This is a genomic window from Lonsdalea britannica, assembly GCF_002111595.1.
Classification (GTDB): Bacteria; Pseudomonadota; Gammaproteobacteria; order Enterobacterales; family Enterobacteriaceae; genus Lonsdalea; species Lonsdalea britannica.
Genome location: NZ_LUTN01000002.1, coordinates 302,523 through 329,043, shown reverse-complemented (window position 1 = coordinate 329,043; position 26,521 = coordinate 302,523). Strand labels below are relative to the sequence as shown.

Sequence of the window (26,521 nt, the reverse complement as noted above, 5' to 3'; positions counted from 1 at the left end):
GTGGCTTTAAGTATATAGCACAGTGGTATCAGAAAGACGTGACCTGTGTGCACCCCTGCCATCCCGATGAGGCCAATAAAAAAACCTCCGCAGAAACCCCATCCCCAAAACGTCATTGGCAAGCTCAACTGCCCAGTTACAAGTTTCTTAAACACAATTACATCTCTTGAAAAGTATTCATTGATCATCAATAACTTCATTATCCGAAATATTACTTCAATCCCAGTGAAAGGCAGCTATTCCGGACTAAATTGAATACCAGCGCAGCTTTGTGCTAGCCAGTTTTTATCTTTAAGCCTCTAGACAAGCTAAAGTTCATCATCTGACGACGATGCGGAACCACATTTCTCACACGCATATAGCTTAACGTTTAGTAATGCTTTGAGGGCACATCCGGAAGTGTAGGTTCTCCCACTGAGCGCTAAGGCCCGTATTATCCAGTTCCCCCAACAAACTCCCCATCTACTTGCTTCATCCCCGGCAAATTGTTTTACAAGCTGAATGGCTATCTGCACGCAACTGTTCAAACACTGATGCAGTTACCTAGAGCTGTGCTCCGGTCTTAAACAGAACCTTCGCCAGGCAGAACGCTTAGCAGCCCTCCTAATTACATGAATCAATGCTGCTTACTCGGGCTCGAAGAGGCCATCCATTGGTTCAAGGCATTCGGCGGCAGCGGTTTTGAGAACAAATAGCCCTGCACTACCGGGCAATCCAACGCAATCAGCAATCGGCGCTGTTCATCCGTTTCCACCCCTTCAGCCACCACCATCAAATCCAGACTACGCCCAATACCAATGACGGCATGCACCACCGAACGCAGCCGGTTTTGCTTTCCGCACTGGTCGATGAAACTGCGATCGATTTTAACTTCCGTGACAGGAAGGTTGGCGAGGCTGGACAGGCTGGAGAAACCGGTGCCGAAGTCATCCACCGACAGTCCGACGCCCAACGCGCGTATGCGGTTTAGGATATCCAGCGTTTCATCCGTCAGCGCCATCATCAGGCTTTCAGTGATCTCGATGGTCAGGTTCGACCCCGCAAGCCCGTAGGTCTGTAGCTGACGAGCCACATATTCAGGAAGATCCGGATGATTAAAGTTGTATGAGGAGAGGTTCACCGACACCACCGGCACACGAATGCCTTCCGCCCGCCACGCGGCCATTTGCCGGCAGGCTTCTTCCAACGCCCAACGCCCGATGTGATCAATTTCGCCGATATCTTCCGCCAGACGAATAAACCGGTCGGGCGGCACATCGCCGAACTCAGGGTGATGCCAGCGAGCCAACGCCTCGACGCCAAACAATTTTCCACTACGCGTGCACACCTGAGGCTGGTAATGCAGGTGTAACTGACGATGCGCCAAAGCCGTCTTGAGCGCAGCTCCAAGCAATAGTCTCTCACGCGCCAGCACGTTCATTTCGGCGCTGAAAAAGCGGAATACGTTACCGCCAGACTTTTTGGCCTTGTACATGGCGTTCATGGCATTCGTCAGCAGCACTTCTCGCGTGGTGCCACCTTCGGGATACTGGCTGATACCGAGGCTGGCCGATAAACTCAACCGGTGACCGCTGATTTTTATCGGCTCTCGTACAATGCTGAGGACCTGGCTCGCCAACGCTGATGCCCTTGTGACGTCAAAATTCGGCATGATGATGACAAACTGGTCGGTTTCGGTACGGCTGATAAACTCGTCCGAACGTATCCACGACTGCAAGCGGTTCGCCATCGCCACCAGCACCTGATCGCCCGCTGCGTGCCCAAACATGTCGTTAATGTCTTTGAAATGGTCCAGATCCAGATTAAAAAAGCCGATCTTCTGGCTGGATGAGGTGAGCAAATCATCCACATGGCAATGCATGTAGCTGCGATTCGGTAAGCCAGTGAGCGCATCAAATCTGACGACGCGAGCCATCTGCTGCCGGTTCTCTTCCCGTTCAATCGCCAAAGTGCATAAGTGGATACTTGCGTCGGCGATATGTTCAAGAAAGGTGTTGGGTTTTAACCCTTGCCGAAAATAGAAGGCGAAAGTTCCCAGCACCCGGCCGTCGCGCTGTTTAATAGGATAGGTCCAGCAGGCGCGCAGGCCATGCGGCAACATTTGATGTTTATAAGGCGCCCACAGAGGGTCGGTTTCAATGTCATCCACCATCACCTGTTCACCTCTGAACGCGGCCGTACCACAGCCCGCGACGCCCTCGCCTATTTCTACGCCTTCCCAGTCAGGGCCGTAAGAATCATGAAAACTGGGCGCGGCCCAGGGGCGCAGCTTGTTGTCTTCCACCCGACAGACAGAAACAAGAACCCCCGGCACAATCGATTCGATACGGCGACATAAAAAATTACCGAGTTCATTGAACGACAGACTGCTGGTCAACGCTTCCAGCGCATCGCGCTCTAAATCCTGAATCAAGCGCTCCTCAGTGACATCCGACAACACGACGACATAGTTTTTAATAAGCTCGTGGTTTCGCTCGTCAACAATAGGATTGACGGAAAAACGTACCCAGACATCTCGACCGTCTTTGGTCAGCGTCAGGATGTCGCCATGTACGCCCAGCCAGTCCTGAGTTTTCTTTCGCAGTTTATCCACTAACGATTTATCTGTGCGTGGACTGGCCAGCAGTTCGCTCGGCCCTTTGCCGATGGACTCTTCGACCGTATAGCCAAACAGGGAGGTAAATGCCCGGTTGATCTGAACAATTCGTCGAGACGCATCCAACACGCAGACGACACGGTCAGTGTTGTTGATCGCCAGCAACAGTAATCGCGTTTCTTCCCGACGGGCGACCTCATCCGTCACATCACGCGCGATTGCCATGAAATGGATGCGTCCGTCGACATCGACTTTAGACAGGAAGAACTTTGCCCATAGCTGTTGTCCATCCCGTTTTTCCATGAGGATTTCACGGCTCATCGCTTCCGCTCGAGGCGAGTTTCCCTGGCGGTTTCTGCGGATGTAGCGGGTATGCACTTCCCGCATGGCCTTGGGCAACAGCGGGCGCATATGTTGGCCGAGCACGTCTTCGCGAGGGTATCCCCACAGTCTTTCTGCGGCCGCATTAAAAAACAGGACGCGGTCGCACTCATCAATTAGGACGACGGCTAGCATCGTCTGCTCCAAAGCTGGTAGCAATATGTGATAGTAATCAGCGACCGGACCTTCCATCTTCATCGATATATCCTCCATGCAGATGGGTTATCCGTTCCTTTTGCGATAAGTTCATCTGCAGCAATCTCAATTTTTAAGCAGCCCTAGGCACCAGGTAAACTGCATGGGTACACAAATGGATATTTGCGCCGCCGTCATGGCCGGTCACCGACAGTGCTCATGTCAGGGGTCTTCATCAGGAAAACCAGAAATGACGGGAAACATAAACTCCGGCCTGGGTTTTTGTCTTATCGGCACCACGGAGCAAACATTGAACATTTGCTCCAACTCATCACAGGCACAGATAAGCAAACGTTTACACAATACGACGGCCCGTTTCACCACCTTCGCGCTCTCTCCACACGCTTTATTTTGGTCGTCCAGTATGCCATCGAAGCACGACTTTTCTGTGGTGATAATTAGATGAATTTAACTTATCCATTAACATGTTATTCACGTATGGCAGCGGTTAAAAACCGGCCCCAACCCTCCGTGTGAACGGCCAATACAATAGCTCACCGAGCGAACCGGGGATACGCGCAAAATTCTGAATAAGCACTATCCTTTTTAAAGAAATCATAAGATTAATTAACAGGACAGATGCTCATGCAGGATCATGCAACTTCAATTACGTTTAGCGTAAACGCCCAGGACCTCATCGACACCCTCACCCACATCGTCGGCAAATCTCATATCCTCACCGACGCACGCCAAACTGAACGCTATCGAAAGGGATTCCGTTCCGGCCAAGGTGATGCGCTGGCAGTCGTCTTTCCCGGCTCATTGCTGGAACAGTGGAAAGTCTTCAAAGCCAGCGTAGAAGCCGATCGTATCGTCATCATGCAGGCGGCCAATACTGGTCTGACCGAAGGTTCGACTCCCAGCGGCGATGGCTATGACCGTGAAATCGTTATTATCAGCACACTGAGGCTCGACAAGGTGCAGCTGTTGGATCAGGGGCGGCAAATTGTCGCGCTGCCCGGCAGTACGCTTTGGCATCTGGAGCGCGTATTGAAGCCTTTAGGGCGCGAGCCGCACTCGGTGATCGGTTCGTCATGTATCGGCGCATCGGTCATCGGGGGGATCTGCAATAACTCCGGCGGTTCGCTGGTGCATCGCGGTCCGGCTTACACAGAGATGGCGCTGTATGGCCGCGTAAACGATCAAGGCAAGGTAGAGCTGGTCAATCATCTCGGTATTAATCTGGGGGAGACGCCGGAGCAAATTCTCGTTCGTCTGGAACAACGTCAGTACACCGAGGCGGATGTGGTCAACGATGATCGCCAGGCATCCGACCACGAATACGCCGACCGCGTCCGCGACGTGGATGCCGATACCCCTTCCCGCTTCAACGCCGATGAACGCCGCCTGTTCGAAGCCGCAGGCTGCGCCGGTAAGCTGGCCGTTTTTGCCGTGCGACTGGATACATTCCCGGCGCAGCAATCTCAACAGGTGTTCTACATCGGAACTAATCAGCCGGAGGTGCTGACCGAGCTGCGTCGCCATATCCTGGCGAATTTTGTTCACCTGCCGGTGGCCGGAGAGTATCTGCACCGGGATATGTTCAACATGGCTGAGGTCTATGGCAAAGACACCTTCGTGATGATCGACAAGCTGGGCACCGACAAAATGCCCCTGTTCTTCAACCTCAAAGGCCGAATGGACGCCATTTTTGATAAAATTCCGTTCCTGCCATCGCATTTGGTGGATCGCACCATGCAGCTGCTGAGCCGTTTGCTGCCTTCCCAGCTGCCAGAGCGGATGCGGGCCTATCGCGACCGCTATGAGCATCACCTGATGTTAAAAATGGCGGGAGATGGCATTGAAGAGGCGCATCGCTGGTTGGAAAGCTATTTCCGCGAGGCGGACGGCGAGTTTTTTGCCTGTACGCCGGAGGAAGGCAACAAAGCGTTCTTACATCGGTTCGCCGCGGCCGGAGCCGCTATTCGCTATCACGCCGTGCATAGCCGCGAGGTGGAGAATATCCTGCCGCTGGATATCGCCCTGCGCCGTAACGACCGGGAGTGGTTTGAGCATCTGCCGCCGGAAATCGGCGATCAGCTGGTGCATCGCCTCTATTACGGACACTTCATGTGCCACGTATTCCATCAGGATTACATCGTGAAAAAAGGCGTCGATACCCACAAGCTGAAGGAGAAAATGCTGGAACTGTTGGATAAACGTGGCGCCGAATACCCTGCTGAGCACAATGTCGGCCATCTTTATCAGGCCAAACCGCAGCTGAAGGCGTTCTATCAGCAGAATGACCCCACCAACACGCTCAATCCCGGCATCGGGAAAACCAGTAAGCTGAAAAACTGGGGCTGTGGCTGTAACGACCATTCACACCACTAACGCTGCCGCTTTACTCTGGGGCTTCGCCACACCGCTGCGAAGCCCCGTTCTCCTGCCATCACGTCAATCGCCGTAGCGTGGCGACTTCTATCGTTAGTTGGCTTCGACGACATCGCGCTCTTCGTCGTCCTGGTCGTCCAGCTCCAGCACGCTGTAGGCGACCGAACAGAACAGCGAGTTCAGACGCTTCATATCCCCTAACAGCCCCAAATGCAGCGAGCTGGTTTCCAGACTCTGCACATTCTTCTGCCGCAAACGCTCGACGTGCGCATGGGCAAAACGGCGATCCATAATGCGGAAGCGATGCTTGGAACGACGCAGACGTTTTGCGCTGGCAACGTCGTTGTTGAAAAACACGGTCTGACTTAGTCGCAGATTATCGAGTAGTCGGGAATAGAGCGCGTCCAGCTCCTCTTGCCCTTCTGCGGAAAAGGCGCGGCGCGATGCCTGCGCCTTGGCGCGAATATCCCCGGCCATTTTTTCCAGAATATCACCCGCCTGTTCCAGATTCATGGTGACCTCGATAACCTCGGCCCAACGGCGAGAGTCGCTTTCACCGAGATCGTCCTTCGCCATCCGCGCCAGATAGAGCTTGATGCCGGTATAGAGCACGTCCACATCGTCATCCAGACGACGAATGGTTTTCTCCTGCAAGTAGTTGCCGTGCATCATCTCGTGGGTAAGGATCAGCATATTTTCCACAATGTCCCCCATCCGCAGCGTCTCCCGAGCGGCATTGGCCAACGCCAGCGCCGGGGTATCCAATACGCTGAGATCCAGATGTCGCGGACGCAGCCGCGGATCTTCCTCCTGATTATCGCGCAACAGCGCCTGACACCACTCCGCCATTCGTCCTGTCACCGGCAGCATCAGCAAACAACGCAGCAGGTTGTAAACCACGTGGAAGTAAATGACCAGATTCTCTGTGCTGATGGGCAGTTTTTCCATCTCCGCCGCCAGCATCTCGACAAAAGGCAGCACCACCACGCAGCCCGCCAGTTTGAACAACAGGCTCCCCAGAGCGACCCGGCGACCATCAACGCTTTGTTTACTGGCATTGATCATCGCCAGCATTCCGCTACCCAAGTTGGCCCCGACCACCAGACACAGTGCGACTTTCAGCGATATCACGCTGGTTGCCGTCAGCGTCGCGGTCAGCAAGACGGCCGCCAGGCTGGAATAACTGACAATGGCGAACAACGCGCCAATCAGGCATCCAGCAAGATGTCGCCCGTCAGTGAGGAAAAGAGCACTTTGACCCCGGCCGCCTGCGTAATCGGCGTTGCGGCATTCACAATCAGCTCCAGCGCCAGCAGGATCAGTCCGAGACCGATCAATACGCGCCCCATCTGTCCGATGCGGGCCTGTTTACGACTGAGAAACAGCGAAACGCCGCTGAATATCAGCAGCGGAGAAAGCCAGGAGAGATCGAAGGTCAGAATTCGCACCATCAGCGCAGTCCCGACGTCCGCGCCCAGCATAATCACCAGACCAGGGGCCAAGGCAATCAAGCCCTGCGAAACAAATGATGTGACGAGCAACATGGTGGCGTTGCTGCTCTGCACCAATGCCGTGACCACAATTCCCGCCATAAAAGCCAGCGGTTTATGGCTGACGTTCTTGCTGAGCATACGACGCAGTCCTGCGCCATACACTCGCATGATCCCGGTGCGGACAATGTGCGTCCCCCACACCAGCAGCGACACGGCGGACAACAAATGCAGCAATATCAACAAAACAGAGAGCTCCTTAATATTCAGCGATCAACCGTTCCCTATCGCCAGTGATGTAGCCAAAATAGGTCATATGCCAGAAAAGCGATCAAGCGGCTTCCGAATTTTGTCGCCGTCCTCTCGCCGGTAAAAATAACGGCTGCAACGGGCTTTCAATCGTTTCGAATCCGGTCAGGTTATCAACCTTAAAACGTCCCTCTGATGGGGTATAGGATTGTATTTAGGCTTTGTGAAACTCTCTGTCCGCGCAAGCTAACGTCAGGCCACCTCCTGAACCGTCGCCAGATCGAGAAGTAACCCCACCTGGTCGCCCTCACCGTAAGCCTGTTCCATCGAGCGGTTGAGTGCATCAACCTGCAGTTCGACTCCCTGAACCCTCACCTGATAGCGGATCACATTACCGAGTAAGCTGTGACCGACGATAGTCGCGGGCACCCCCTGCGGCGGATTGACCAGGGCAATCGACTCAGGCGAATCGCCACCTGCTGCGTAAACGTCTGCCCTGTGAGTTGTGAAGCCTGATCCGCGCTTAACAGATTGTAGTTGCCAATGAAGCCGGCGGCGAATGCATTAACCGGCTGAGTATACAATTGCGCCGCGTGACCATTTTGCACGATTTCGCCTTTATTCATCAGGACGATGCGATCGGACAACGTCAAGGCCTCTTCCTGATCGTGCGTCACAAACAGCGCAGTGAGCTTCAGCTCACGCTGGATAGTGCGGATCTGCTCTCGCAAATGGCGGCGAATACGCGCATCCAGCGCGGAAAGCGGTTCATCCAGCAGCAGCAGCCGCGGGCGCGTCACCAGCGATCGCGCCAGCGCCACTCGCTGACACTGACCACCTGACAGTTGATGCGGATAGCGCCGGGCGAAGGTCTCAAGTTCCACCAGCGCCAGAACATCCGCCACCCGGCGATGCACCTCGGCACTCGACAACTTTTGCATCTTCAACCCGAACGCGACGTTGCCCTCCACCGTCATATTGGGGAACAGCGCGTAACTCTGGAAGACCATGCCGATTCCCCGCTTCTGAGGCGAGAGCGGCACGATATTCTGCCCCTGAAGCAAGATCTGCCCGCTGTCGACCGGCGTCAGACCGGCAATACAGCGCAATAACGTGGATTTGCCGCAGCCACTCGGGCCTAGCAGCGTTACGAATTCACCCTCTTCCGCCATGAAGTCGATCTGGTTGAAAACGGAGGTCGACCCGAAACTTTTATTGAGTTGCGACACTTGCAGATAGGCCATATTTATCCCTTGTCTTTATTCAGCAAATTCGCCAGCCACGTCACCACCAGCACGACGAAGAAATAAGAGATCACCAGTGCGCTGGTGAAGTGTCCGCTGCCGTTACGCATGTTGAACAGGTAGACCTGTAGGGTTTCGTAACGGCTTCCCACCAGAAGATTGGCGAAGACGAACTCGCCGATCAGGAAGGAGAAAGACAACAGGACGGCAATAAACGCGCCTTTGCGCAAATTGGGCAACACCACCCACCATGCCGCCTGCCAGGTACTCGCCCCCAACAGGTGAGCGGCATCCATCAGCTCGCGCAGGTTAATTGCCTGTAGGTTGTTCGTGATCGCGCGATAGATAAACGGCAGCGCGATGGTGAAATAGCAGCCGACGAGGATCCACGGCGTGCCGGTCAGCATCAGCGGATCCGAAGAGTACAGCTGGAGCAGCCCCACGGAAGAGACGATGGGCGGTACGGCAAAGGGCAGCAAAATCAGGACGTTCATCACCGCATCCAGTCGAGGGAACTGATAAGCGATGACGAACATCGCCGGCAGAATCAACGCCAGCGACAGCAGCAGCGAAGCGCCGCAGATCAACAAGGAGTGCCACAGCGCCGTCAGAAAACGCGGGTCCATCCATAAACTTTCCATCCACTTCAGCGTAAAACCCTCTGGCAAGAGGGTGGCGCCCCACTGGGTGGCGAAGGCATAAACCAGCGTTGCCGCCAGCGGCAGCACCAGAACAAACAGCAGCGTTCCCACCACGTACCGGTGGTAGACGCGTTCAGAGCGAGACATAACCGTCCTCCACGATGCGTTAACGTTTTACGTTCAGGTAGCTATGACGAACTAACCATTGATGAAGCGCCGTAATCAGCGTCATCAACATCACCAGCAGCATGGCCAGCGCACTCCCGAGGTTGGGGTCCAGCGAAATGTCCCCTGCGACCAGCGCCGCGATCCGGACGGGCACGATATTGAAGTTCCCGTTGGTCAGCGCATATACGGTGGCATACGCGCCCAGCGCATTCGCAAGCAGGATCACGAAAGTGCCGACCAGCGCCGGCATCAAAATGGGCAGTCCGATATAGCGCCAGTAACGATAACGCCCGGCACCGAGCAGCGCCGCAGACTCCCGCCATTCCGCTTTCAGACCGTCGAACGCGGGATACAGCAGGAGAACGCCAAGCGGGATCTGAAAATAGGTGTAGAGGATAATCAGCCCGGAGCGGGAATAGAGATTGAACGTCTCCATAAAACCCAGCTGTTTGAGCAACAGCGTCAGACAACCGTTCAGCCCGAGCAGAATCACGAACGCGAACGCCAGCGGTACGCCGGCGAAATTGCTGGTCATGTTGGTAAAGGCCATCACGCAGCGATGCAGTCGACCGTCTCGGAGCTGACTCAGAGAGTAGCTCCCGATAAGCGCGATCAATAAACCGTAGAGACTGGAGTAAAGCGAGATATCCAGAGAAAACCGCATCGCCTGGAGATAAAACGGCGACGTCAAGATGTCCCGGTAGTTATCCCAGCCCCAACTGGCGTTGATGTCACTATAGAAGCTGTTGACGGCGATCCACCCGAGCGGCACCAGTTGAAAGGCGATAAAAAACACGGCAAACGGTATTAAACAGATAATTGCCAACCCTTTTTTCTTCATCGGCTCGCGCCCTCCACGTCAGCAAGCAGCGCCGAACAGCACGATTTATCGTGTGGAATCCCCAGAACCTCGCAGATCGTCCCGCACAGATCCGTCTGACGCAGCGACGCCTCATCCAGAGAAAATGCATCGCCGAACACATACAGCGGAACCGCCCTTTCCTCGGGCAACACGCCGCCGTGGCTGCGGTCGTCGTTCATACCGTGATCTGCGGTCACCACCACCTGATAGCCTGCCGACAGCCAGTCCGCTAACCGCAGCGAGAGATAACCATCGACCCTTCGGGCTTGATTGCGATACTGCGGCGACGACAGGCCGTACCGATGGCCCGCATCATCAATGTTCATCGAATGCGCCAAGAGAAAATCAGGACGATATGTCCGCCGCAAGCTCTCGGCGTCAATCAACAGGTGTGAGTCTGGGTAGTCGTCCTCGTAATAGAAATGACCGTACTGGATAGGCAGATGTTTATCCGCCGTATGACGATCCCGCGGCGGGTCAAACGGCGTCCGGTTATACAGCTCGCTCACCCAGTGATAAGCCGCCGCCGCGGTCGTCAGCCCGGCGTCACGGGCATAATGGAAAATGCTCTTCTCATTCGATAATCGTCGTATGTCGTTGTGCACAATGCCGCTTTCCACTGGCGTAACGCCAGTCAGTATGCACTCATACAGCGGCCGGGAGAGAGAAGGCAGTTCGCAGGTCAGCGGATAGAGTCGCCCCCGTCCCGCCTCGCACTGCGCTTGCAGATATCCCATAGCATCGCGTGCCACCTGATAATTCAGTCCGTCCAGCACGACCAGAATACATTTCATGCCTTGCTCCCTCCCTGGCAGGTTACTGCTGCATGTTGATCATGACCGACTCCTGCCACTGACGCGGCAGCAGACGCGCGCTTTTCTCCCAGGCAGCCGGGTCGGCAATAGGACGGGCTGACTTGTACTGTTCCGCCGGCAACAGCTTATCTTTCACATCATCCGGCAGTGACAGATGCTCTGCGCGAATCGGACGGGCATAGCCGCGCGCCAGATTGATCTGACCAGCATCCGAGAAGATGTATTCGCGCGCCAGCTTGGCCGCGTTGGGATGCTGGGCATACTTGTTGATGATCGTGGTATAGCCGGACGTCACCGAGCCGTCTGACGGGATCAGCACGACAAAGCGATTTTTATCAATTTGATCGCGGTAGTTAAGGCCGTTGAAGTCCCACACCACTCCAACCTGAACTTCCCCTTTCTCGATATTGGCAATCACCGGGTTGGTCAGACCAAGCCGCCCCGCCTTGGCCAGGTCGGCGAACAGATCCAGTCCCGGTTTAAGGTTGTGCTCATCGCCGCCCATCGCATAGGCCGCCGCCAGTATGCCGTTGGTCGCCTGAGCCGCCGAACTGACATCGCCAATAGTGACGGTGTAACTTCCTTTTTTCAGATCGGCCCAGCTATGAGGCACGTCTTTCACCAACTGCTTGTTGACGATGAACGCGATGGTGCCGGTATACGCCAGCGCCCAGTGACCGTCTTTATCTTTGGCCCAGTCAGGAATTTGCGACCAGGTGGTGGGTTTGTAAGGCTGAGTGACGCCCTTTTGCATCGCGATGGGGCCAAACGAAGCGCCGACATCGCCGATATCTGCGCTGGCATTCTGTTTTTCTGCGGCGAACTTGGCGATCTCCTGCGCGGAGCTCATATCGGTGTCCGTGTGGCGTAAGCCATAGCGTGAGTTGAGGTCTTTCCAGGTGTCTTTCCAGTTCGCCCAGCTATCCGGCATCCCCACGCTGTTCACCTGCCCTTCCGCTCGCGCCGCCTGCTCCAGCTCGGCGACGGAACCTTCGGCCGCGTGAGCGGATGAAAGCGACAGCACGACGGCTGTCGTTAATACGGATGCAACCCTGTTTTTCATCTTGAATGCTCCTGGTGATAGGAATAATCGCTGGTCTAGTCCAGCAAGAACCACGCCAATCTACCCCCAAAAGATGAAATTTGTATGTCAGTCGCCCTGTATCGCCTGCCAGGTATACGGTGCGTAAATCCATGTCCGCCCGGCCCAACTGAACTGGGTGGTTCGAGCAAGACCTTTTGGCGGCTGCATGGCAATATAACGCTCTGATTAAGAACGGCGGTGTATCCACGGTGGTGCACGGCGTGCTCCAGAATAGGCAGATGAACTCATGCAACAACCCTCGACAACCGTGGCGCTGATTTGCCAAACGCTGCTGTCGCACATTGATGAAGGCACATGGCGGGATGAGGCGCGTCTGCCCTCGGAGAGAACGTTGAGCGAACAGTTTTCCACTACCCGAATTACCCTGCGGGAAGCCCTGCTGCAATTGGAGTCTCAGGGGGTGATTTACCGGGAACCGCGTCGAGGATGGTTTATTTCGCCGCCGCGGATCGTCTATAACCCATTGCAGCGCAGCCATTTTCACGCCATGGTTGAACAACAAGGCCGCCGCGCCGCCACAGAGGTGCTGGAAGCGCGTGAGATGGCCGCCAGCGATGTGATAGGCCATCAATTGATGTTGCCCATCGGGGCAAAGGTGTACCAGATCCGGCGCCTGCGACGCGTTGACGAACGCGCGGTGCTGTACGTGGAGCACTATCTGAATCCCGCTTTCTTTCCGAATATCCTGCTGTCCGATCTCACGCAATCCCTCACCGATCTCTATGAGACGCGCTATGACATCCGCTATGGCCGGGTTCGTTTCACGATGTTGCCGACGCCGGTTTCGCCCTTGGCCGCGTCCGCGCTCAACGTGGCGACAGGCAGCCCGGCGCTGTTCATCACCCGTATCAACCGCGAGCAGTCAGACCGGATCATCGATTGCGACCACGAATACTGGCGCTACGACGCCATTCACATCGACGTCGAAGCGGTTGAACGGCGCTAAATGCGGGCGTTTAGGATCACGGCGACGTCAGAACCGGTTCCCTTGACCGCAGCAGGCTGACGACCCGGCCCGCCATGATAAAGGCCGCCCCCACGGCCCCAAATCGCCCCATCACTTCTCCAAAGATGAAAAATGCAAACAGGGTCGAAAAGAGCGGGTCGCTGGTTTCAATAATCTGGACGCGCCTCACATCCCCTTTTTCCAACGAGCGAATAGCGAAGTCGATGCCGCCAATTGACGGAAGCAGCACCAACGCGGTCGCATTCCTTCGTGGAGCCAGTGTCCCTGCCGCGCAGGTTACGCCGCCTGCATCTGCCCCAGCATAGAGATAATAAAGTCCCGACTCTCTTTCACCTGTTGGATGAACCCGGAAAGCACCGCGTTAAAGCGATTTTCGTCCAATCCGCTGAGCGTGTGCTGAAAACACAGCCGTAGCTGGTTGAATTCATCCACCGCCAGCCAGCAACCGCGCATGGCCGCCATTTCGAAATTAAGTTGTAGCATCAGGCGTAACATTGCCGCTTCATTTGCCTCTTCCAGCCCGTCTAACGGGACGATCCGGCAGTGCAGCAAGAGTTGTTCACTGTGCGCCGGAACGTCGATCACCGCGGCTTCTTCGCCGTTCTCGTCGTTAAGCACGCAAATGCCATTGTCCAGTCTCAGCGGGGGTTGAGTAGACCGACCAAACGCCTGCAATAGCCGGGTGACGTGTTGTTGTTGGGAATGCATGGTGGAGCTCCTTCTGCTATGTGCCATCGTGTATCAGTGTTTCGCCAGCGTCATCCCTTCCTGATGCAGGCTGTCCAGTGCCTGCGCCAGGCTTGGATTAGCCCGCGCGATGTCGCCTTCCAGACTGAAATGCCTCGGCGTGTCCTGATTCTGTCCGTAGGAGAAATGAATTTCCCCGAGTGACTTGCTCATACTGACGTCCACGCTGCTGGACGCCCCGACGATAGGCGTCGGAAACGTGAAGCCTTCCTTCTTCTTCACCGTCTCGGTAAAGCTGATCGAACCAATGCGAAGGTTGTTGCTGTCTTTAAACAGGTCGACGATCGCTTGTTTACTCAGGCTATTGTTCTGAATGCCCTTTTCCACCTGCTCTTTCACGGCGTCTTTCGGTTCCAGATTCACGCTGGCCGACGCATTAGGCAGCGATTGCAAATGAGTGATCACGGCTTTCAATGCCGGATCGTCGCTCATAAAAGCGTGAATGCGTTCGGCGTTGGTTGGCGGCAGGTTATCGCTCACCAACTTGCGCAGCGCGTGTAACACCCCGTTGCTGTCCAACTTCGATAAGTTGGCGTAGCTGGCGCTGTGGCTGACGCTGGAGAGCATCACCGCCTGTTGCTTTGCCGCTGACTGCTGCCGCACGGCCTTGCTAAGCGACTGCATCGCGTTGTACTGACCATCGCTTTGCGGCGTTTTGGCGTCAAAGTGCCGGTGCACGATGGCGAGCTGTTCGTCGATGTCATCCAGCTTTTTCACGCCGCCAAGTAGGTGTTGGGTTTCCACATCGCCAAAATGTTTCTCAAGGGAGGCCGTCAGTTCCTCGATATCGTTCTTCTGAAGCGGCTCCGCGACCTTTACCTTTAGCGCGATGCTATGGCTGGTTTTGGTATCGACCGAGAGCGTGGCGGACGCGCCGGTGCCAAATCCAGCCGGCAGCGTGCCTTTGCCCGGTTGCGTTGTCGCCATCCCCGCCCAGAGCGCCGCATTCGCACCGACGGAGGCATGATTAAAGAACCGGACACGGTTGTTGCTGGCGGTACTTTTCTCACTCAGATCGCCCCGAACCGTGCTGTGATCGTGACTCGCGGACAGCACATTGACGCCCCCGCTGACGCCCAACGACGCGCGAGTCGTGGTGGAGAAGGTTTGGTTGTCGTTATCCGTCATGTTAACCGCAGCACGTCCGTCGAGAGTGAACGCGCCGTCCACGTCGAACGTCACAGAAAGCCCCTGCTTGACCTGGTGCTCTGTCCCTTTTTTAACCAGTTCCAGCGGATTGATCGCCCCCCGCGTCAGTTCATCGATAAACGACGGCAGCTCTTTTTCGCTCAGCGTGAAACTGAGGCCATTCTGGCGGGACGCCCCAATCGTGGCGGAGCCGCTAACGCCCACCCTGAGGTCGAACGTCAGCGTGTGGTCGTCATCCAGGATGAGATTTTCTGCCGTGGCTTTCGGTTCATGACCCACGATCATCCCGGCCTTGGCGCTGAGGCCGCCGGTACGGCCAAAGCTCACCTCAATACCGCTGTCTCCCCGACTGAAACTCAGGCTATAGCCACGATCGCCGGTCACTCCGCCGCTGGCGATCAACGGCGACGGAATGTGGTTGATGGTCACCTTAGCCAGTTGAGTCGGCATCACATAGACCGAACTCACGCCCGCGTTGTAGTTCCGGTTGAAGCTGATACTTTCACCGGCATTCAGCGACAGCACGGTGTCTTTCATTTTTTGGGCTAATTGCTCTTGATCGCCCGCCTGCAAAGACGTACGCGACGTCACGCTGACGGCATGCCGTTCATCCTTGAAGGCGCGCGTAAAGGTTTTCACCGCGTCATAGTCCGCCTCTAGCGCCGAGAAACTGGTGAATCCCATATCCGTGGCGCGCTTCACTTCGTGATGGCCATACTGATGATCTCGCAGCAGCGCCAGCGCTTCATGCATCGGCTGGAGATCCGCCTTTGTCGGTGACGCGCCGGAGTATTGGGCCAGCTTATCCACGATGCCATGCAGATCGCCGATCGTGAGCGTGTCCAGCGCCAGACGCGATTTTGTCAGCGCCATTGCATCATGCACGTCGCGGTGCGCGCCCTGAACCAGCTTGTCGCTTTGGTAACTCATATCCACTTTCTTCAAGACGAACTGTTTCAACAGCGCGGTCGCCTTGCTGTCCGTCGAGGAAGGATGCGCCAGCGTTGCCGTCATCAACGCCTCACTGAGGCTCTTCCCGGAACGGTGCGAATTCAGGCCTTGAATGGCGGACTTTAGCGCCGACGGAGTGAACTGATGATGGATGTCGCCTTTGGCGTTAATCAGGCCCTGATGCTTACCGAGCAACAGCGCCGCGTTGCCCGAACTCAGCTCCAGATCCTGATGAAACCGATGCAGCGCCGCCATCAGCGGCTTGCCCGCATCGCCCAGATCCAGCTGGCTTAGCTTGGTCTTCAGGTCGGTGCGGTTCATCGACGGACTCTGTTGTCGTTGTGTATTCAGCACCTCCAGCCGTTTGAAGACTGAGGCCTGAGCGGAATAGAGCGGATGCAGTCCCGCCCGGCCTTTAAAGTGGTGCTGAATGCCATCGCCCACGCTTCTCCCCAGCTCAGCCGGCAGTTTGATGACATTCGCGCGCATACGATCGACAAAACCGCTGTTGGTCTTTTTGTTTTCCTGCGCCGCTTGTCCCAGCACTTGCGTATCCAGCTGCGCCGTCAATCCGGTACCGGGGATAGACACGGCCTTGGTGTCACCACGTAGTCGTTGATAGACCGTTTCCGCCGCGCGCGGCTGAGCCGGGGTAATCGCCGTGTTTGGCCGATGCTCCGCCCATCCGCCTGGAGTCAGACGCTGTTGACGATCGCCCTGATGGACCACCAGATCATGTTCCGGCGTGGTATCCAGCCGGTCGGCCTTAACGCCTTCGGGCGTGTCCACCGGTTGCCATCGCGCGCCAACCGTTCCCACATGCTCGCCCTGCCAGGCGTCGCGGGGCAAGGTAAATAAAGCCCCATCTCGGTTGAGCGCGAACAGGTTGCTATCGCGATCCAGCGCCAGATCGGCGATCTTGCCCGTCAACCCGTCTTTAGGCAGCGCCGTGGCAGGAACCGACGCGCGGTTTGTGCCGGGACGGATCTGATGCAGTTGAATTTCGCCCGCAGCGTCGGCGGAGATGAACCGATTAGGGTTCACCACGGCTAATGCGACGGCCCCCCGTTTTTTTTCCAATCCCGGCAGCGCATCGCCCGCCTTTGGCGCATTGCGCGCGTGCTGAGAGCGAAGACGTTGCTGTCGCCATGAACGACGCTGTCTGCTTTCTGATTGATCGACAGCGCCTTAACCTGACCGTCGTGCAGGACGTAGGGCTGGTTATCCAGGCCGCGTTTGAGCTGACTGGCGGAAATCGACGTGGGCGTCCAACTGCGGGTGGTGCTGTCCACGTAATGCACCTTGCCTTCATGCAGCGCCATCATGCCGAAGCGCCCCATATTCATGACGGACGACGAGGGCGGCGCAACGTTTAGCAGCCCCATTTTGTGGTCTACCACCAGCGAATCGCTGAGATTCCACCCTGGTTTGAAGCCGCGGCCTTCCGACGCGGGGGCGGCCAAGTGCTTATGTCCCTGCGCATCCTTGACCACCGCATGCAGACTGCCTTCGCCATTGCTGACAAAGCCCTCCGTGTGATGACCTTTCCCCAGAGAACCTTCCAAATCCGGGCTATGCAAGGGGGTCAGTTCGACCTGATGCCCGTCGCCCTGTGGCAACGTTCCGGCAAACACCCGCCCTTCATGATCGGCCACCAATAGCTGTTGTCTATCGAGCCCGACGGCTTTGGCATCCACCTGTTCGCTGCCGCGTTCTAATGCGTGTGTGCCGTTCAGAGAAAGTTGCAATGCCCGATGCTCGGCCAGGGGTGCGTCCAGTGTCGGCAGTAAATGAAGCTTGCCTACGCCGCTGTCAGGTGTCGTCAACACCACCGTCTGGCCATCGAGATTGGAGGAGAAAGAGGTAATCTTGTCGGCAAAGGCCGCCGACTCCATGCCGGCAGACAGGTTGCTTAACGTGTGGTTTTCCTTCACCGCATACAGTCCGCCGTCCGCCTGACGGGACAACTGCGAATGCTTGCGATCGTCTTTCTGCTGCCAGACGCCATCGGGGCTCAGACTGAACAACTTACCATCATGCAGGCGCAACGCCTCGTCATGATCGTCCAGAAAAATCCCGGACAATTGCGACTGGAGTCCGCCGGTGGGATTCGGCAACGACTGTGATCCGGCATCTTTACCGTTGATGTTTGCCTCGGTATGCACCTGGGTTTCAGACAAATGCAGTGAGTAGCCTGCTGAGGCTTTACTGTGCAATAGCTCGCTGTCTTTTCGTGAGGGAACGCTGCTGTGCAACCCCACCAGACCATGTTTGCCGTGATGAAGGCTGAACAATCGCCCTATTTTATCCATTAACACATGATGGGTGCCGTTCGAGTTCTTGTGATGCGCCACAAACGGCACATCGTGTTTACCCAGCGTTTGGGATAGTACCGTTTTCAGTGGGGCCGGAACTTCATCGCCCACAATGACCTTGCCTTTTTTATCCAGTGAAAGCCCCAGACCGACCGCCGCAGGCGCGTGATCGGCGTTTGTGCTTGCCGCCTCACTGAAGTGAGAAACCGCGCTGTGCATGCTGCCCGTACGGGACGAACCGGCGCTGGAGGAAGACTGACGCGACAGAGAACGTTGCAGCAGTTCCCGGAGCGTGGTGACCGTTTTAACCGGCGTTTCAGCCGTCGCCTCAGTATCGGGCGCGTTCTGCATCGCACGGTCGATGGCCTCTCTCATATCGCGCAGATTGGGTGACCGCCCTACCTGCGATCCCAAAGCCTCAGGATGTTGCGCGGGCTGGCTGACGCGAGGCGTTGACGCCAGACGCATCCCCTCCTGCGCCAACGAACGGGTCGCTTTCTGTCCCGCGACGGAGGTGTGTCCCAGAGAGACCGCCCGGCCTTCTCCGGACACAGGCGGCGCATGCACTTCCGCCACCGTCTTATGATGAATGTGTCTGATATTCCCCAACATCGTCGTCTCCCAAAGAGGTTTCTGGATAAAAGGTGATTGCCGAGTAAGTGGTTGGGAAAACACATTCAGTTCCGCAGAGAAAGAAAACGAGAGAGTGGATAGCTTGAGCTTATCCCTTCGCCCTTCGGGGCCAGGAACCGGGCGATCATTTGAGCCACCCATAGAACGGCTAACCGGCTATTCCATATTTGCCGCAGCCTGTTTTTTACTCAATGTCATCCTGCGAGGCGCACGCTATGTCAGATATGAATATCACGCTTACTCTGCCCGGCTCCGGCATGAATCACGCCAGTTTGGACAGCAACACGTCACAAAATCTCACGACAGAACGTCAAAATAACGACCTCAGTTCGACACAAAACGCGGCGGCGCTAGATAGCTTAGCCAAACTGCTGGCGGCTTTATTACTAACGCTGCAAGCCGGAAGCCAGACGCCGTCGGCTGGCGTAAGTCCCTCTGAGAACAACGGCGGCGGCGCGGACGGAATTGGCGGTCGGAATAATCAGAATCAGCAAAACCAGCTTGAGACGCTCGGCAAGCTGCTGGATACGCTGATGCCCCAGAGTGGACAAAGCGCGCCACAGAGAGGGACGACGGTCTCCGCGCATCCACAGGATTTGAGCCGTGATACGTTGCAGAACGCGGGAAGCAACGCGCTGGCAGGCAGCCTGTCGCCAACACAGGACGGCGGAGGACAACTCAGCAGCGACGAACTGTCTCAAACGCTGCTGCAACTGATCGCGATGCTGATGGACAACCAGAAGAGTTCGTTCGGCCAACCGCAGAACGGAAACGCCGACAGCGGCAGCTCATCGGTCGCTCCTTCGTCGCAGCCGCTGAATAGCGCATCAGGTTCCCCTTCAGCGGAGCCCCAAACCGCAGAAACAGTGCCTGAGGCTAAGGGAGGATCATCGCTGCCGGGCACGCATGGCAACAGCCCATCATCAGACAGTCTTCCGGTTCAGTCGGAGGAAACGCCGTCCGCAACCTCGCAAAGCGCCGCCGTCAGTTTTCCAACGGCCGATAACGCTAATGCGGTGGTCGTGAACGAACCGATCAAAGTTGGCGCAGGGGAAACGTTTGACGGCCAGGGCAAAACTTATGTCGCCGGGGCGGGACTGGGCAATGGCAGCCAGACGGAAGGACAGAAACCGCTGTTTGAAGTCGCGGACGGCGGCTCGGTTAAAAATGTGATTTTCGGCGATAATGCCGCGGATGGTATTCACCTGCACGGCGACGCCACGATCGATAATGTCCACTGGACCAACGTCGGCGAGGATGCCTTAACGGTCAAGGACAACGCGGGTCGCCCTGCCAATGTAACGATCACCAACAGCAGCGCGCAGGGAGCCTCCGACAAGGTTTTCCAGTTAAATGCGGACGCTAACTTCACGGTCGACAATTTCAAAGTCAAAGATTTTGGAACCCTTGTGAGGACCAACGGCGGCCAGCAAGGGAACTGGAATCTCAACCTCAACAATATTGATGCGGAAAACGGCAAGTTCGCCTTCGTGAAAAGCGACAGCGAAGGGCTCAATGTCACCGGCCACAATAATAGCCTGACCAACGTCAATAATCCGTTCAAAGTGCCGACCTCGGCCGAACTGAAGGTCAGCTGAGATGGATAACAGAACGCCCTCTTTTTCCTGCGACTCTTCCGCCCGTTGGCGTGACCATGTCACGCCAGGCGGCTCTCTGTCGCCTGCCGAACGACGCGCATTCGAAAAGGCCATTCATCTGGTGTCGACACGGATAGATCAGGTATTAAGTCATAAAGATAAACCGCGAGCGGGGGTATTTGATTTCGACGCCTTCGTGGATTCACTGGAGGCGGACTTTCTGGGGACTGCGGGGGATCGTCTGACGTCGGGCTTGAACAGTGATGTCGGGCAAACGGCATTCTGGATCATTCGCGTCATTGCCGACCATCTGATCGCCCTTCAGGCTCAACGTCACGCGGATTAACGGCGCGCCCGATGTCATTTGCCGGGGATCGACGTTGGCGTTGCTATACAGCAACACGCTATGGCCGCGGATTATATGATCGTTCGACAAAAAAACGAGGCCGTCAAAAACGGCCTCGTTGTCATCATCTTACCTGTCGAACGGAGCGGCTTTACGCTCGCCGTCGGGATGAAGATTATTTCTTGGTTTCAACCCATTTGCCATCCACATAGAATGCGGACCAGCCGGTCGCCTTACCGTCTTTTTCAGACGAGACGTACTGCTGTTTGGTTTTACGGCTGTAACGCACCATCGTTTTGTTGCCCGCACCGTCGTTGACGGGCGCATCGGCCAGATAGCGCAGTTTTTCCGGCAACCGATCCTTGAAGCGCAGCAGTTCTTCTACCAGCGGCGCGCGCGTTTCACGCGATTTCGGGAACGTATTAGCGGCCAGGAACACACCGGCGGCGCCGTCTCGCAGCACAAAATAAGCATCGGACTTCTCACAAGGCAGCTCAGGCAGCGGTACCGGATCTTCTTTCGGCGGAGCGACTTCGCCACTACGCAGGATCTTACGTGTGTTGGTGCAGTCGTCGTTGGTACACGCCATGTATTTACCGAAACGCCCCATTTTCAGGTGCATTTCCGCGCCGCACTTGTCGCACTCAACCACCGGGCCGTCGTAGCCTTTCAGACGGAACTCGCCGGTTTCGATTTCATACCCTTCACAAGACGGGTTGTTACCGCACACGTGCAGCTTGCGCTGATTGTCGATCAGGTAGCTGTCCATCGCCGTACCGCATTTCGGGCAACGACGGCGCGCGCGCAGCGCATGCGCTTCCGCCTCATCCCCTTCGAGGATATTCAGCACTTCCTCTTCCGGAATCAGGTTAATCGTCGTTTTGCAGCGCTCTTTAGGCGTCAGCGCATAGCCGGAACAGCCCAGGAACACGCCGGTGCTGGCGGTGCGAATGCCCATTTTACGGCTACAGGTCGGGCAGTCGATGCTGGTCAGCACCATCTGGTTCGGCTTCATACCGCCCGCATCCGGATCCAGCTCGGCCGTTTCCAGACGCTTGGTGAATTCATCGAAGAACTCGTCCAGCACGGCTTTCCACTTCGCCTGATTGTTGGCGACCTGGTCGAGGCTGCTTTCCATCCGCGCGGTAAAGTCATAGCTCATGAGTTCACGGAAGTTCTCTTCCAGACGGTCAGTGACGATTTCGCCCATTTTTTCCGCGTAGAAACGACGGTTTTCTACCCGAACATAGCCACGATCCTGAATCGTCGAAATGATGGAAGCATAGGTAGACGGGCGACCGATCCCGCGTTTTTCCAGCTCTTTCACCAGAGAAGCTTCGCTGTAACGCGCAGGCGGCTTGGTAAAATGCTGGCTCGGCAACAGTTTGTCGAGCGTCAGGGCTTCGCCCACCTCCACCGCAGGCAGAGAACGATCTTCATCGTTTTTGCGCAGCGCAGGCATGACTTTGGTCCAACCGTCGAAACGCAGCGTACGGCCTTTGGCGCGCAGCTGGTAGTCGCCAGCGCTGACCGTCAGCGTGGTGGAATCGTACTGCGCCGGCGTCATCTGACAGGCGACGAACTGACGCCAGATCAGCTGATACAGCCTCTGCGCATCCGGCTCCATATCTTTTAACTGTTCGGATTGCACGTTGACGTCGGAAGGACGAATCGCTTCATGCGCTTCCTGAGAGTTTTCTTTGCTGCTGTAGTGATTCGGCGCATCCGGCAGGTAACGTTGACCAAACTCATCGCCGATAAAGCCGCGAACCATTTCCAGCGCATCCTGACTCAGGTTGGTGGAGTCGGTACGCATATAGGTAATGTGCCCCGCTTCATACAGACGCTGCGCCATCATCATGGTCTTTTTCACGCCGAAGCTGAGACGCGTGCTCGCAGCCTGTTGCAGCGTGGAGGTAATAAAAGGTGCGCCGGGTTTGCTGCTGGTCGGTTTATCTTCGCGGTCGGACACCACGTAGCTGGCCTTCTCCAACAGAGAAACCGCCGCGTGGGTCTGCGTTTTGTTAACCGGTTTGAAAGGCTTGCCGTTGTGATGCGTGACCTGCATTTTTAATGCAACGTCGCTTGACGCCAGCAGGTCCGCGTGAAGTTCCCAGTACTCTTCAGGCACGAACACTTTGATTTCACGTTCACGATCTACGACTAAGCGCACCGCGACGGACTGGACGCGTCCGGCGGACAGACCACGTGCGATCTTCTTCCACAGCAACGGCGAAACCATGTAACCCACGACGCGGTCCATGAATCGACGAGCCTGTTGGGCGTTGACGCGGTCGATGTTCAGTTCGCCCGGATTTTCGAACGCCTGCTGGATCGCGTTTTTGGTAATTTCGTTAAATACGACGCGGCTGAAGCGCGTTTCATCTCCACCAATAATTTCCCGCAGGTGCCATGCAATGGCTTCCCCTTCGCGGTCAAGGTCGGTTGCGAGATAAACATGGTCGGCGTTTTCCGCCAGCGTCTTCAGCTCGGCAACGACTTTTTCCTTGCCCGGCAGGATCTCGTAATTTGCCGCCCAGTCATGATAAGGATCGACGCCCATACGATTGACCAACGCGGTCTTTTCGTCCTTCTTAGGCGCTTTTTTGGTTTTTCCCTGTGAGGAATCCGCGCTCTTTTTACTCGCAGAGCCGCTGGTCGGCAGGTCACGCACATGACCAACGCTGGATTTAACCACATAGTTATTGCCAAGATACTTATTGATCGTTTTGGCTTTTGCCGGGGACTCAACTATGACGAGAGCTTTACCCATAATTTATTGTTACCTACTGAATTCTTTAAGAAAAGAAGAAATCTTTACCAACACGGGATGATAACCGTCACCACCCCAGCTCAATTCGCTTTCGGCTGCGAGGAACATCATTGTGTTCTTGTCTTTACGGGCTCGCTGGCACCGCTGATCCGTCGCAACTCTATGATCCCGTGGGAATAGTCATTTACAGCATTGTAACCATAGATAACGTTTATCATCCACGGCGTAAATAAATTATTCTGCTTGACTCTGGAAAATCCCACACTCTACCTGATAAATGCGACCACGCAACTTAATTAGCATGTAAAGGCGGTTTTCGCCACCGATCCCCCCGTAAGACCTCAAACGGGTAAGATAAAAATCTGGCGATTTGCCGTGTGAAGGCGTCAGGCAGTACAATGCCGCAGAATTTTATTCGCAGGAGCACAGGCGTTATGCACACTAATAAAGAAAAGACCCTCATCGATCGCGCCACCTTGCTGGCTGAAGCCAATACCCTCATTAAAAATCACGATGACTATTTGCACGGTATTGAAGCCACCGACGTCGAGCAAAAAAACGGCGTATTGGTTTTTCGTGGTGACTATTTCCTTGACGACGAAGGGCTCCCTTCGCGCAAAACCACCGCCGTATTCAATATGTTCAAATATCTGGCGCATGAGTTGTCTGAGAAATACACCCTGAAGGACTAGTCTCGTCGACGGTAAGGCAGGTGAGTCGGCGCAGAGGCCTCGGAAAGCGTCACTATAGGGAAGGATAGCCCGCCTCTTAGCGGGCTAAATACGGCAGGTTACAGGAGAGGCTGTTGCCCTTTTTGCCACCAGCGCAGCATCAAGCGCTCCAGCGTGGCCCCCGCGCTGCCGGTGAAACGATCCATCAGACGTTTACGGCGCGTGTAGTGTACTGACAGGACGTTGTACGTATCCATCTCCGCAATCAGCAAATCGTCGCTGGTGCCAATTGCGTCCACCAGCCCCAGCGCTTTCGCCTGAGTACCGAACCAGTGTTCACCTGTCGCCACGGCATTAATATCCAAGCCAGGACGCATTTCGCTGACGAAAGACTTGAACAACTGATGCGTGATATCCAGCTCTTCGCGGAATTTCTCCCGTCCGGCATCCGTATTTTCGCCGAACAGCGTCAGGGTCCGTTTATATTCGCCTGCCGTATGCAGCTCGACATCGATATCGTTATTTTTGAGCAACCGGTTAAAGTTAGGCAGTTGCGCGACGACGCCGATAGAACCGACGATGGCGAACGGCGCCGCTACAATGCGATCCGCCACGCAGGCCATCATATATCCCCCACTGGCCGCGACTTTATCGACCGCCACCGTCAGACGAATGCCTTTATCACGCAAACGCTGTAGCTGTGAGGCTGCCAGACCGTAGCCATGCACTACGCCACCGGGGCTTTCGAGTCTTAACAACACTTCGTCGTTCTTGCGGGCCACGGCCATGACCGCGGAAATTTCTTCGCGAAGCGAACTGACTTCAGAGGCGTCCATACTTCCGTTGAAATCGAGTACATACAGGCTCGGTTTACCCTCGATCTCATCGCCGCGTCGACTGCGCTGCTTCTCCAATCGAGCCTTGGCCTTTTCCTCTTTCTTATGCTTTTTCTCCAGCGCCTTGCGCTCCGCATCGCCCAATGCCGCGCTTTCCATCTCCTGCTGCACGCCGCGATACTGTTCGCCGAGATCGATAACCTGCAACTCTCCGCCCCGCTGACGTTTTCGCTGAGACAGCCCGACGGTCAGCACTACCAGCGCACCGATGGCGACCACGACGGTCAATGTTTTTGCCAGAAATAATCCATATAAAGCCACTAATTCCACGAATACCGCCTTTTGTTCTGTGACGAGCAGGAAACTAACTCGGTCAGCGCTCCTGCCTGGGTTGCCTAACATCAGTGTCATAACGTAGCGTATGCCATACGTAATGGCGATGCCTCAGCAACGAAATTCACACTTTCGCTGTTTTTTCCAACACGCGTCCCGGAAATCGTGCCAGTCTGATTGAAAACGCCTATCGTTTCAGGCATAAACCCTCTATTTATACCTTCCAAAATCGATATCGGATTCAGGCCGCCGCGCGTGGCCGACAGCAATCCCCTTTCGTTCAGCGTCTGAGTTAACGACGGTAAGAGGACATTGACGTGCACTATCAACCGAAAAACGACCTGCTGAAACAACGCATTATTCTGGTGACCGGCGCAGGAGACGGTATCGGACGCGAAGCCGCGCTGATCTATGCGCGCTTCGGGGCTCGACTGGTGCTGCTAGGCCGTACCGAGAGCAAACTGCGCGCCGTCGAGCGACAGATCCAGGAAGAGTGCGGCGCGCACAGCTATCTGATCCCGTGTGACATGCTGACGCTACGCCGGATCAGTACCACCAGATAGCGGAAGCGCTAAGTCAGGCGATGCCGCGTCTGGACGGCGTCCTGCACAACGCCGGCCTGCTGGGGCAGATCGCCCCCATGACGGAACAGTCCGTCGACATTTGGCAACAGGTGATGCAGGTCAACGTCAACGCCACCTTTATGCTGACGCAGGCGCTACTTCCCCTGCTCCTCAAATCGTCCAGCCCTTCGCTGGTATTCACCAGCTCCAGCGTCGGACGCGAAGGCCGCGCGGGCTGGGGCGCCTACGCCGTCTCGAAGTTTGCTACCGAGGGCATGATGCAGGTGCTGGCCGAAGAGTATCGCCACCGTAATCTGCGGGTGAATTGCATCAATCCGGGCGGAACGCGAACGGCGATGCGGGCAACGGCCTTTCCCGATGAAGATCCGGAAAAGCTGAAAACGCCAGCGGATATCATGCCGCTCTACTTATATCTGATGGGCGATGATAGCCGACGCAAAACAGGGATGAGTTTTGATGCCCAACCGAGAAGGAAACCCGGCGCGGCGGAATAACGCGGGGGGATTGAAGCCGCAGTTAGAAAGGAAGGCGATCGAAA

Annotated in this window: 15 protein-coding genes and 5 pseudogenes; 6 read left to right on the top strand and 14 right to left on the bottom strand. The window is 55.9% G+C overall.

What is annotated here, in order from left to right; translation table 11 throughout:
- Together AU509_RS18250 and dosP are read right to left on the bottom strand one after the other, a co-directional pair.
- Positions 1 to 188: pseudogene (locus tag AU509_RS18250) on the bottom strand (hypothetical protein); the annotation flags it as partial.
- Between the two features lie 428 nt (positions 189 to 616).
- Positions 617 to 3,175: an oxygen-sensing cyclic-di-GMP phosphodiesterase DosP gene (dosP, locus tag AU509_RS02925; protein WP_085652044.1), complete on the bottom strand. Its 2,559-nt coding sequence runs from the start codon at positions 3,173 to 3,175 to the stop codon at positions 617 to 619.
- Between the two features lie 576 nt (positions 3,176 to 3,751).
- Between dosP and dld the strand changes: the two genes are divergently transcribed.
- Positions 3,752 to 5,506 carry a D-lactate dehydrogenase gene (dld, locus tag AU509_RS02920; protein ID WP_409359741.1) on the top strand — a complete coding sequence of 585 codons (1,755 nt, stop codon included), beginning with the start codon at positions 3,752 to 3,754 and terminating at the stop codon, positions 5,504 to 5,506.
- A 93-nt stretch (positions 5,507 to 5,599) separates the two neighbouring features.
- Here the strand turns inward: dld and AU509_RS18450 are convergent, their stop codons facing one another.
- From AU509_RS18450 to AU509_RS02890, 7 genes and pseudogenes are all read right to left on the bottom strand, one after another.
- A complete protein-coding gene (locus tag AU509_RS18450; RefSeq protein WP_254901506.1) occupies positions 5,600 to 6,175 on the bottom strand; it encodes a PhoU domain-containing protein in 576 nt (191 codons plus the stop codon).
- Between the two features lie 231 nt (positions 6,176 to 6,406).
- Positions 6,407 to 7,167: pseudogene (locus AU509_RS18445) on the bottom strand (Na/Pi cotransporter family protein); the annotation flags it as partial.
- Between the two features lie 330 nt (positions 7,168 to 7,497).
- A pseudogene (locus AU509_RS02910) lies at positions 7,498 to 8,489 on the bottom strand (ABC transporter ATP-binding protein).
- A gap of 2 nt (positions 8,490 to 8,491) precedes the next feature.
- A complete protein-coding gene (locus tag AU509_RS02905; protein WP_094117606.1) occupies positions 8,492 to 9,277 on the bottom strand; it encodes an ABC transporter permease in 786 nt (261 codons plus the stop codon).
- A gap of 19 nt (positions 9,278 to 9,296) precedes the next feature.
- Complete coding sequence (locus AU509_RS02900) at positions 9,297 to 10,139, bottom strand: ABC transporter permease (RefSeq protein WP_094117605.1); 843 nt, start codon at positions 10,137 to 10,139, stop codon at positions 9,297 to 9,299.
- Positions 10,136 to 10,954 (bottom strand): alkaline phosphatase family protein, encoded by an 819-nt coding sequence (locus tag AU509_RS02895; protein WP_094117604.1) that lies wholly within the window; start codon positions 10,952 to 10,954, stop codon positions 10,136 to 10,138. Before AU509_RS02895 ends, AU509_RS02900 begins: the two co-directional genes overlap by 4 nt.
- A 22-nt stretch (positions 10,955 to 10,976) precedes the next feature.
- Positions 10,977 to 12,038 (bottom strand): extracellular solute-binding protein, encoded by a 1,062-nt coding sequence (locus tag AU509_RS02890; RefSeq protein WP_094117603.1) that lies wholly within the window; start codon positions 12,036 to 12,038, stop codon positions 10,977 to 10,979.
- A gap of 268 nt (positions 12,039 to 12,306) precedes the next feature.
- Here AU509_RS02890 and AU509_RS02885 point away from each other — a divergent pair, with 268 nt between their 5' ends.
- Positions 12,307 to 13,026 carry a UTRA domain-containing protein gene (locus AU509_RS02885; protein WP_094117602.1) on the top strand — a complete coding sequence of 240 codons (720 nt, stop codon included), beginning with the start codon at positions 12,307 to 12,309 and terminating at the stop codon, positions 13,024 to 13,026.
- A 16-nt stretch (positions 13,027 to 13,042) separates the two neighbouring features.
- Here the strand turns inward: AU509_RS02885 and AU509_RS02880 are convergent, their stop codons facing one another.
- The 3 genes and pseudogenes from AU509_RS02880 to AU509_RS02870 all read right to left on the bottom strand — a co-directional run bounded on the left by AU509_RS02880 (position 13,043) and on the right by AU509_RS02870 (position 18,428).
- Complete coding sequence (locus tag AU509_RS02880) at positions 13,043 to 13,276, bottom strand: EamA family transporter (protein WP_162896366.1); 234 nt, start codon at positions 13,274 to 13,276, stop codon at positions 13,043 to 13,045.
- Positions 13,277 to 13,323: 47 nt separating this feature from the next.
- Positions 13,324 to 13,755, bottom strand: coding sequence for a type III secretion system chaperone (locus tag AU509_RS02875; protein WP_085651346.1), 432 nt, complete (start codon positions 13,753 to 13,755; stop codon positions 13,324 to 13,326).
- Between the two features lie 33 nt (positions 13,756 to 13,788).
- Positions 13,789 to 18,428 (bottom strand): annotated as a pseudogene (locus AU509_RS02870) (AvrE-family type 3 secretion system effector).
- Between the two features lie 629 nt (positions 18,429 to 19,057).
- On the opposite strand from AU509_RS02870, the gene AU509_RS02860 reads away from it, so the two are divergent.
- A complete protein-coding gene (locus tag AU509_RS02860; RefSeq protein WP_094117599.1) occupies positions 19,058 to 20,440 on the top strand; it encodes a pectate lyase in 1,383 nt (460 codons plus the stop codon).
- A 1-nt stretch (position 20,441) separates the two neighbouring features.
- The gene (locus AU509_RS02855) at positions 20,442 to 20,786 is read left to right on the top strand and encodes a DNA-binding protein (RefSeq protein WP_094117598.1); all 345 of its coding nucleotides are present in this window, start codon (positions 20,442 to 20,444) and stop codon (positions 20,784 to 20,786) included.
- A 175-nt stretch (positions 20,787 to 20,961) separates the two neighbouring features.
- On the opposite strand, the gene topA is transcribed toward AU509_RS02855, so the two are convergent.
- On the bottom strand, positions 20,962 to 23,559 hold the full coding sequence (gene topA / locus AU509_RS02850) for a type I DNA topoisomerase (RefSeq protein ID WP_085651350.1): 2,598 nt from the start codon (positions 23,557 to 23,559) through the stop codon (positions 20,962 to 20,964).
- A gap of 434 nt (positions 23,560 to 23,993) precedes the next feature.
- Between topA and AU509_RS02845 the strand changes: the two genes are divergently transcribed.
- Positions 23,994 to 24,251 (top strand): YciN family protein, encoded by a 258-nt coding sequence (locus AU509_RS02845; RefSeq protein ID WP_085651351.1) that lies wholly within the window; start codon positions 23,994 to 23,996, stop codon positions 24,249 to 24,251.
- Between the two features lie 98 nt (positions 24,252 to 24,349).
- Here AU509_RS02845 and sohB read toward each other — a convergent pair whose 3' ends face one another.
- Positions 24,350 to 25,396, bottom strand: coding sequence for a protease SohB (gene sohB / locus AU509_RS02840; protein WP_085651352.1), 1,047 nt, complete (start codon positions 25,394 to 25,396; stop codon positions 24,350 to 24,352).
- A 320-nt stretch (positions 25,397 to 25,716) separates the two neighbouring features.
- Here sohB and AU509_RS02835 point away from each other — a divergent pair.
- Positions 25,717 to 26,477 (top strand): annotated as a pseudogene (locus AU509_RS02835) (YciK family oxidoreductase).
- Positions 26,478 to 26,521: the final 44 nt, after the last annotated feature.

Coding starts and splice junctions, on each gene's coding strand:
- dosP (WP_085652044.1), bottom strand. CDS start 3,175: ATGAAGATGGAAGGTCCGGTCGCTGATTACTATCACATATTGCTACCA.
- dld (WP_409359741.1), top strand. CDS start 3,752: ATGCTCATGCAGGATCATGCAACTTCAATTACGTTTAGCGTAAACGCC.
- AU509_RS18450 (WP_254901506.1), bottom strand. CDS start 6,175: ATGCACGGCAACTACTTGCAGGAGAAAACCATTCGTCGTCTGGATGAC.
- AU509_RS02905 (WP_094117606.1), bottom strand. CDS start 9,277: ATGTCTCGCTCTGAACGCGTCTACCACCGGTACGTGGTGGGAACGCTG.
- AU509_RS02900 (WP_094117605.1), bottom strand. CDS start 10,139: ATGAAGAAAAAAGGGTTGGCAATTATCTGTTTAATACCGTTTGCCGTG.
- AU509_RS02895 (WP_094117604.1), bottom strand. CDS start 10,954: ATGAAATGTATTCTGGTCGTGCTGGACGGACTGAATTATCAGGTGGCA.
- AU509_RS02890 (WP_094117603.1), bottom strand. CDS start 12,038: ATGAAAAACAGGGTTGCATCCGTATTAACGACAGCCGTCGTGCTGTCG.
- AU509_RS02885 (WP_094117602.1), top strand. CDS start 12,307: ATGCAACAACCCTCGACAACCGTGGCGCTGATTTGCCAAACGCTGCTG.
- AU509_RS02875 (WP_085651346.1), bottom strand. CDS start 13,755: ATGCATTCCCAACAACAACACGTCACCCGGCTATTGCAGGCGTTTGGT.
- AU509_RS02860 (WP_094117599.1), top strand. CDS start 19,058: ATGTCAGATATGAATATCACGCTTACTCTGCCCGGCTCCGGCATGAAT.
- AU509_RS02855 (WP_094117598.1), top strand. CDS start 20,442: ATGGATAACAGAACGCCCTCTTTTTCCTGCGACTCTTCCGCCCGTTGG.
- topA (WP_085651350.1), bottom strand. CDS start 23,559: ATGGGTAAAGCTCTCGTCATAGTTGAGTCCCCGGCAAAAGCCAAAACG.
- AU509_RS02845 (WP_085651351.1), top strand. CDS start 23,994: ATGCACACTAATAAAGAAAAGACCCTCATCGATCGCGCCACCTTGCTG.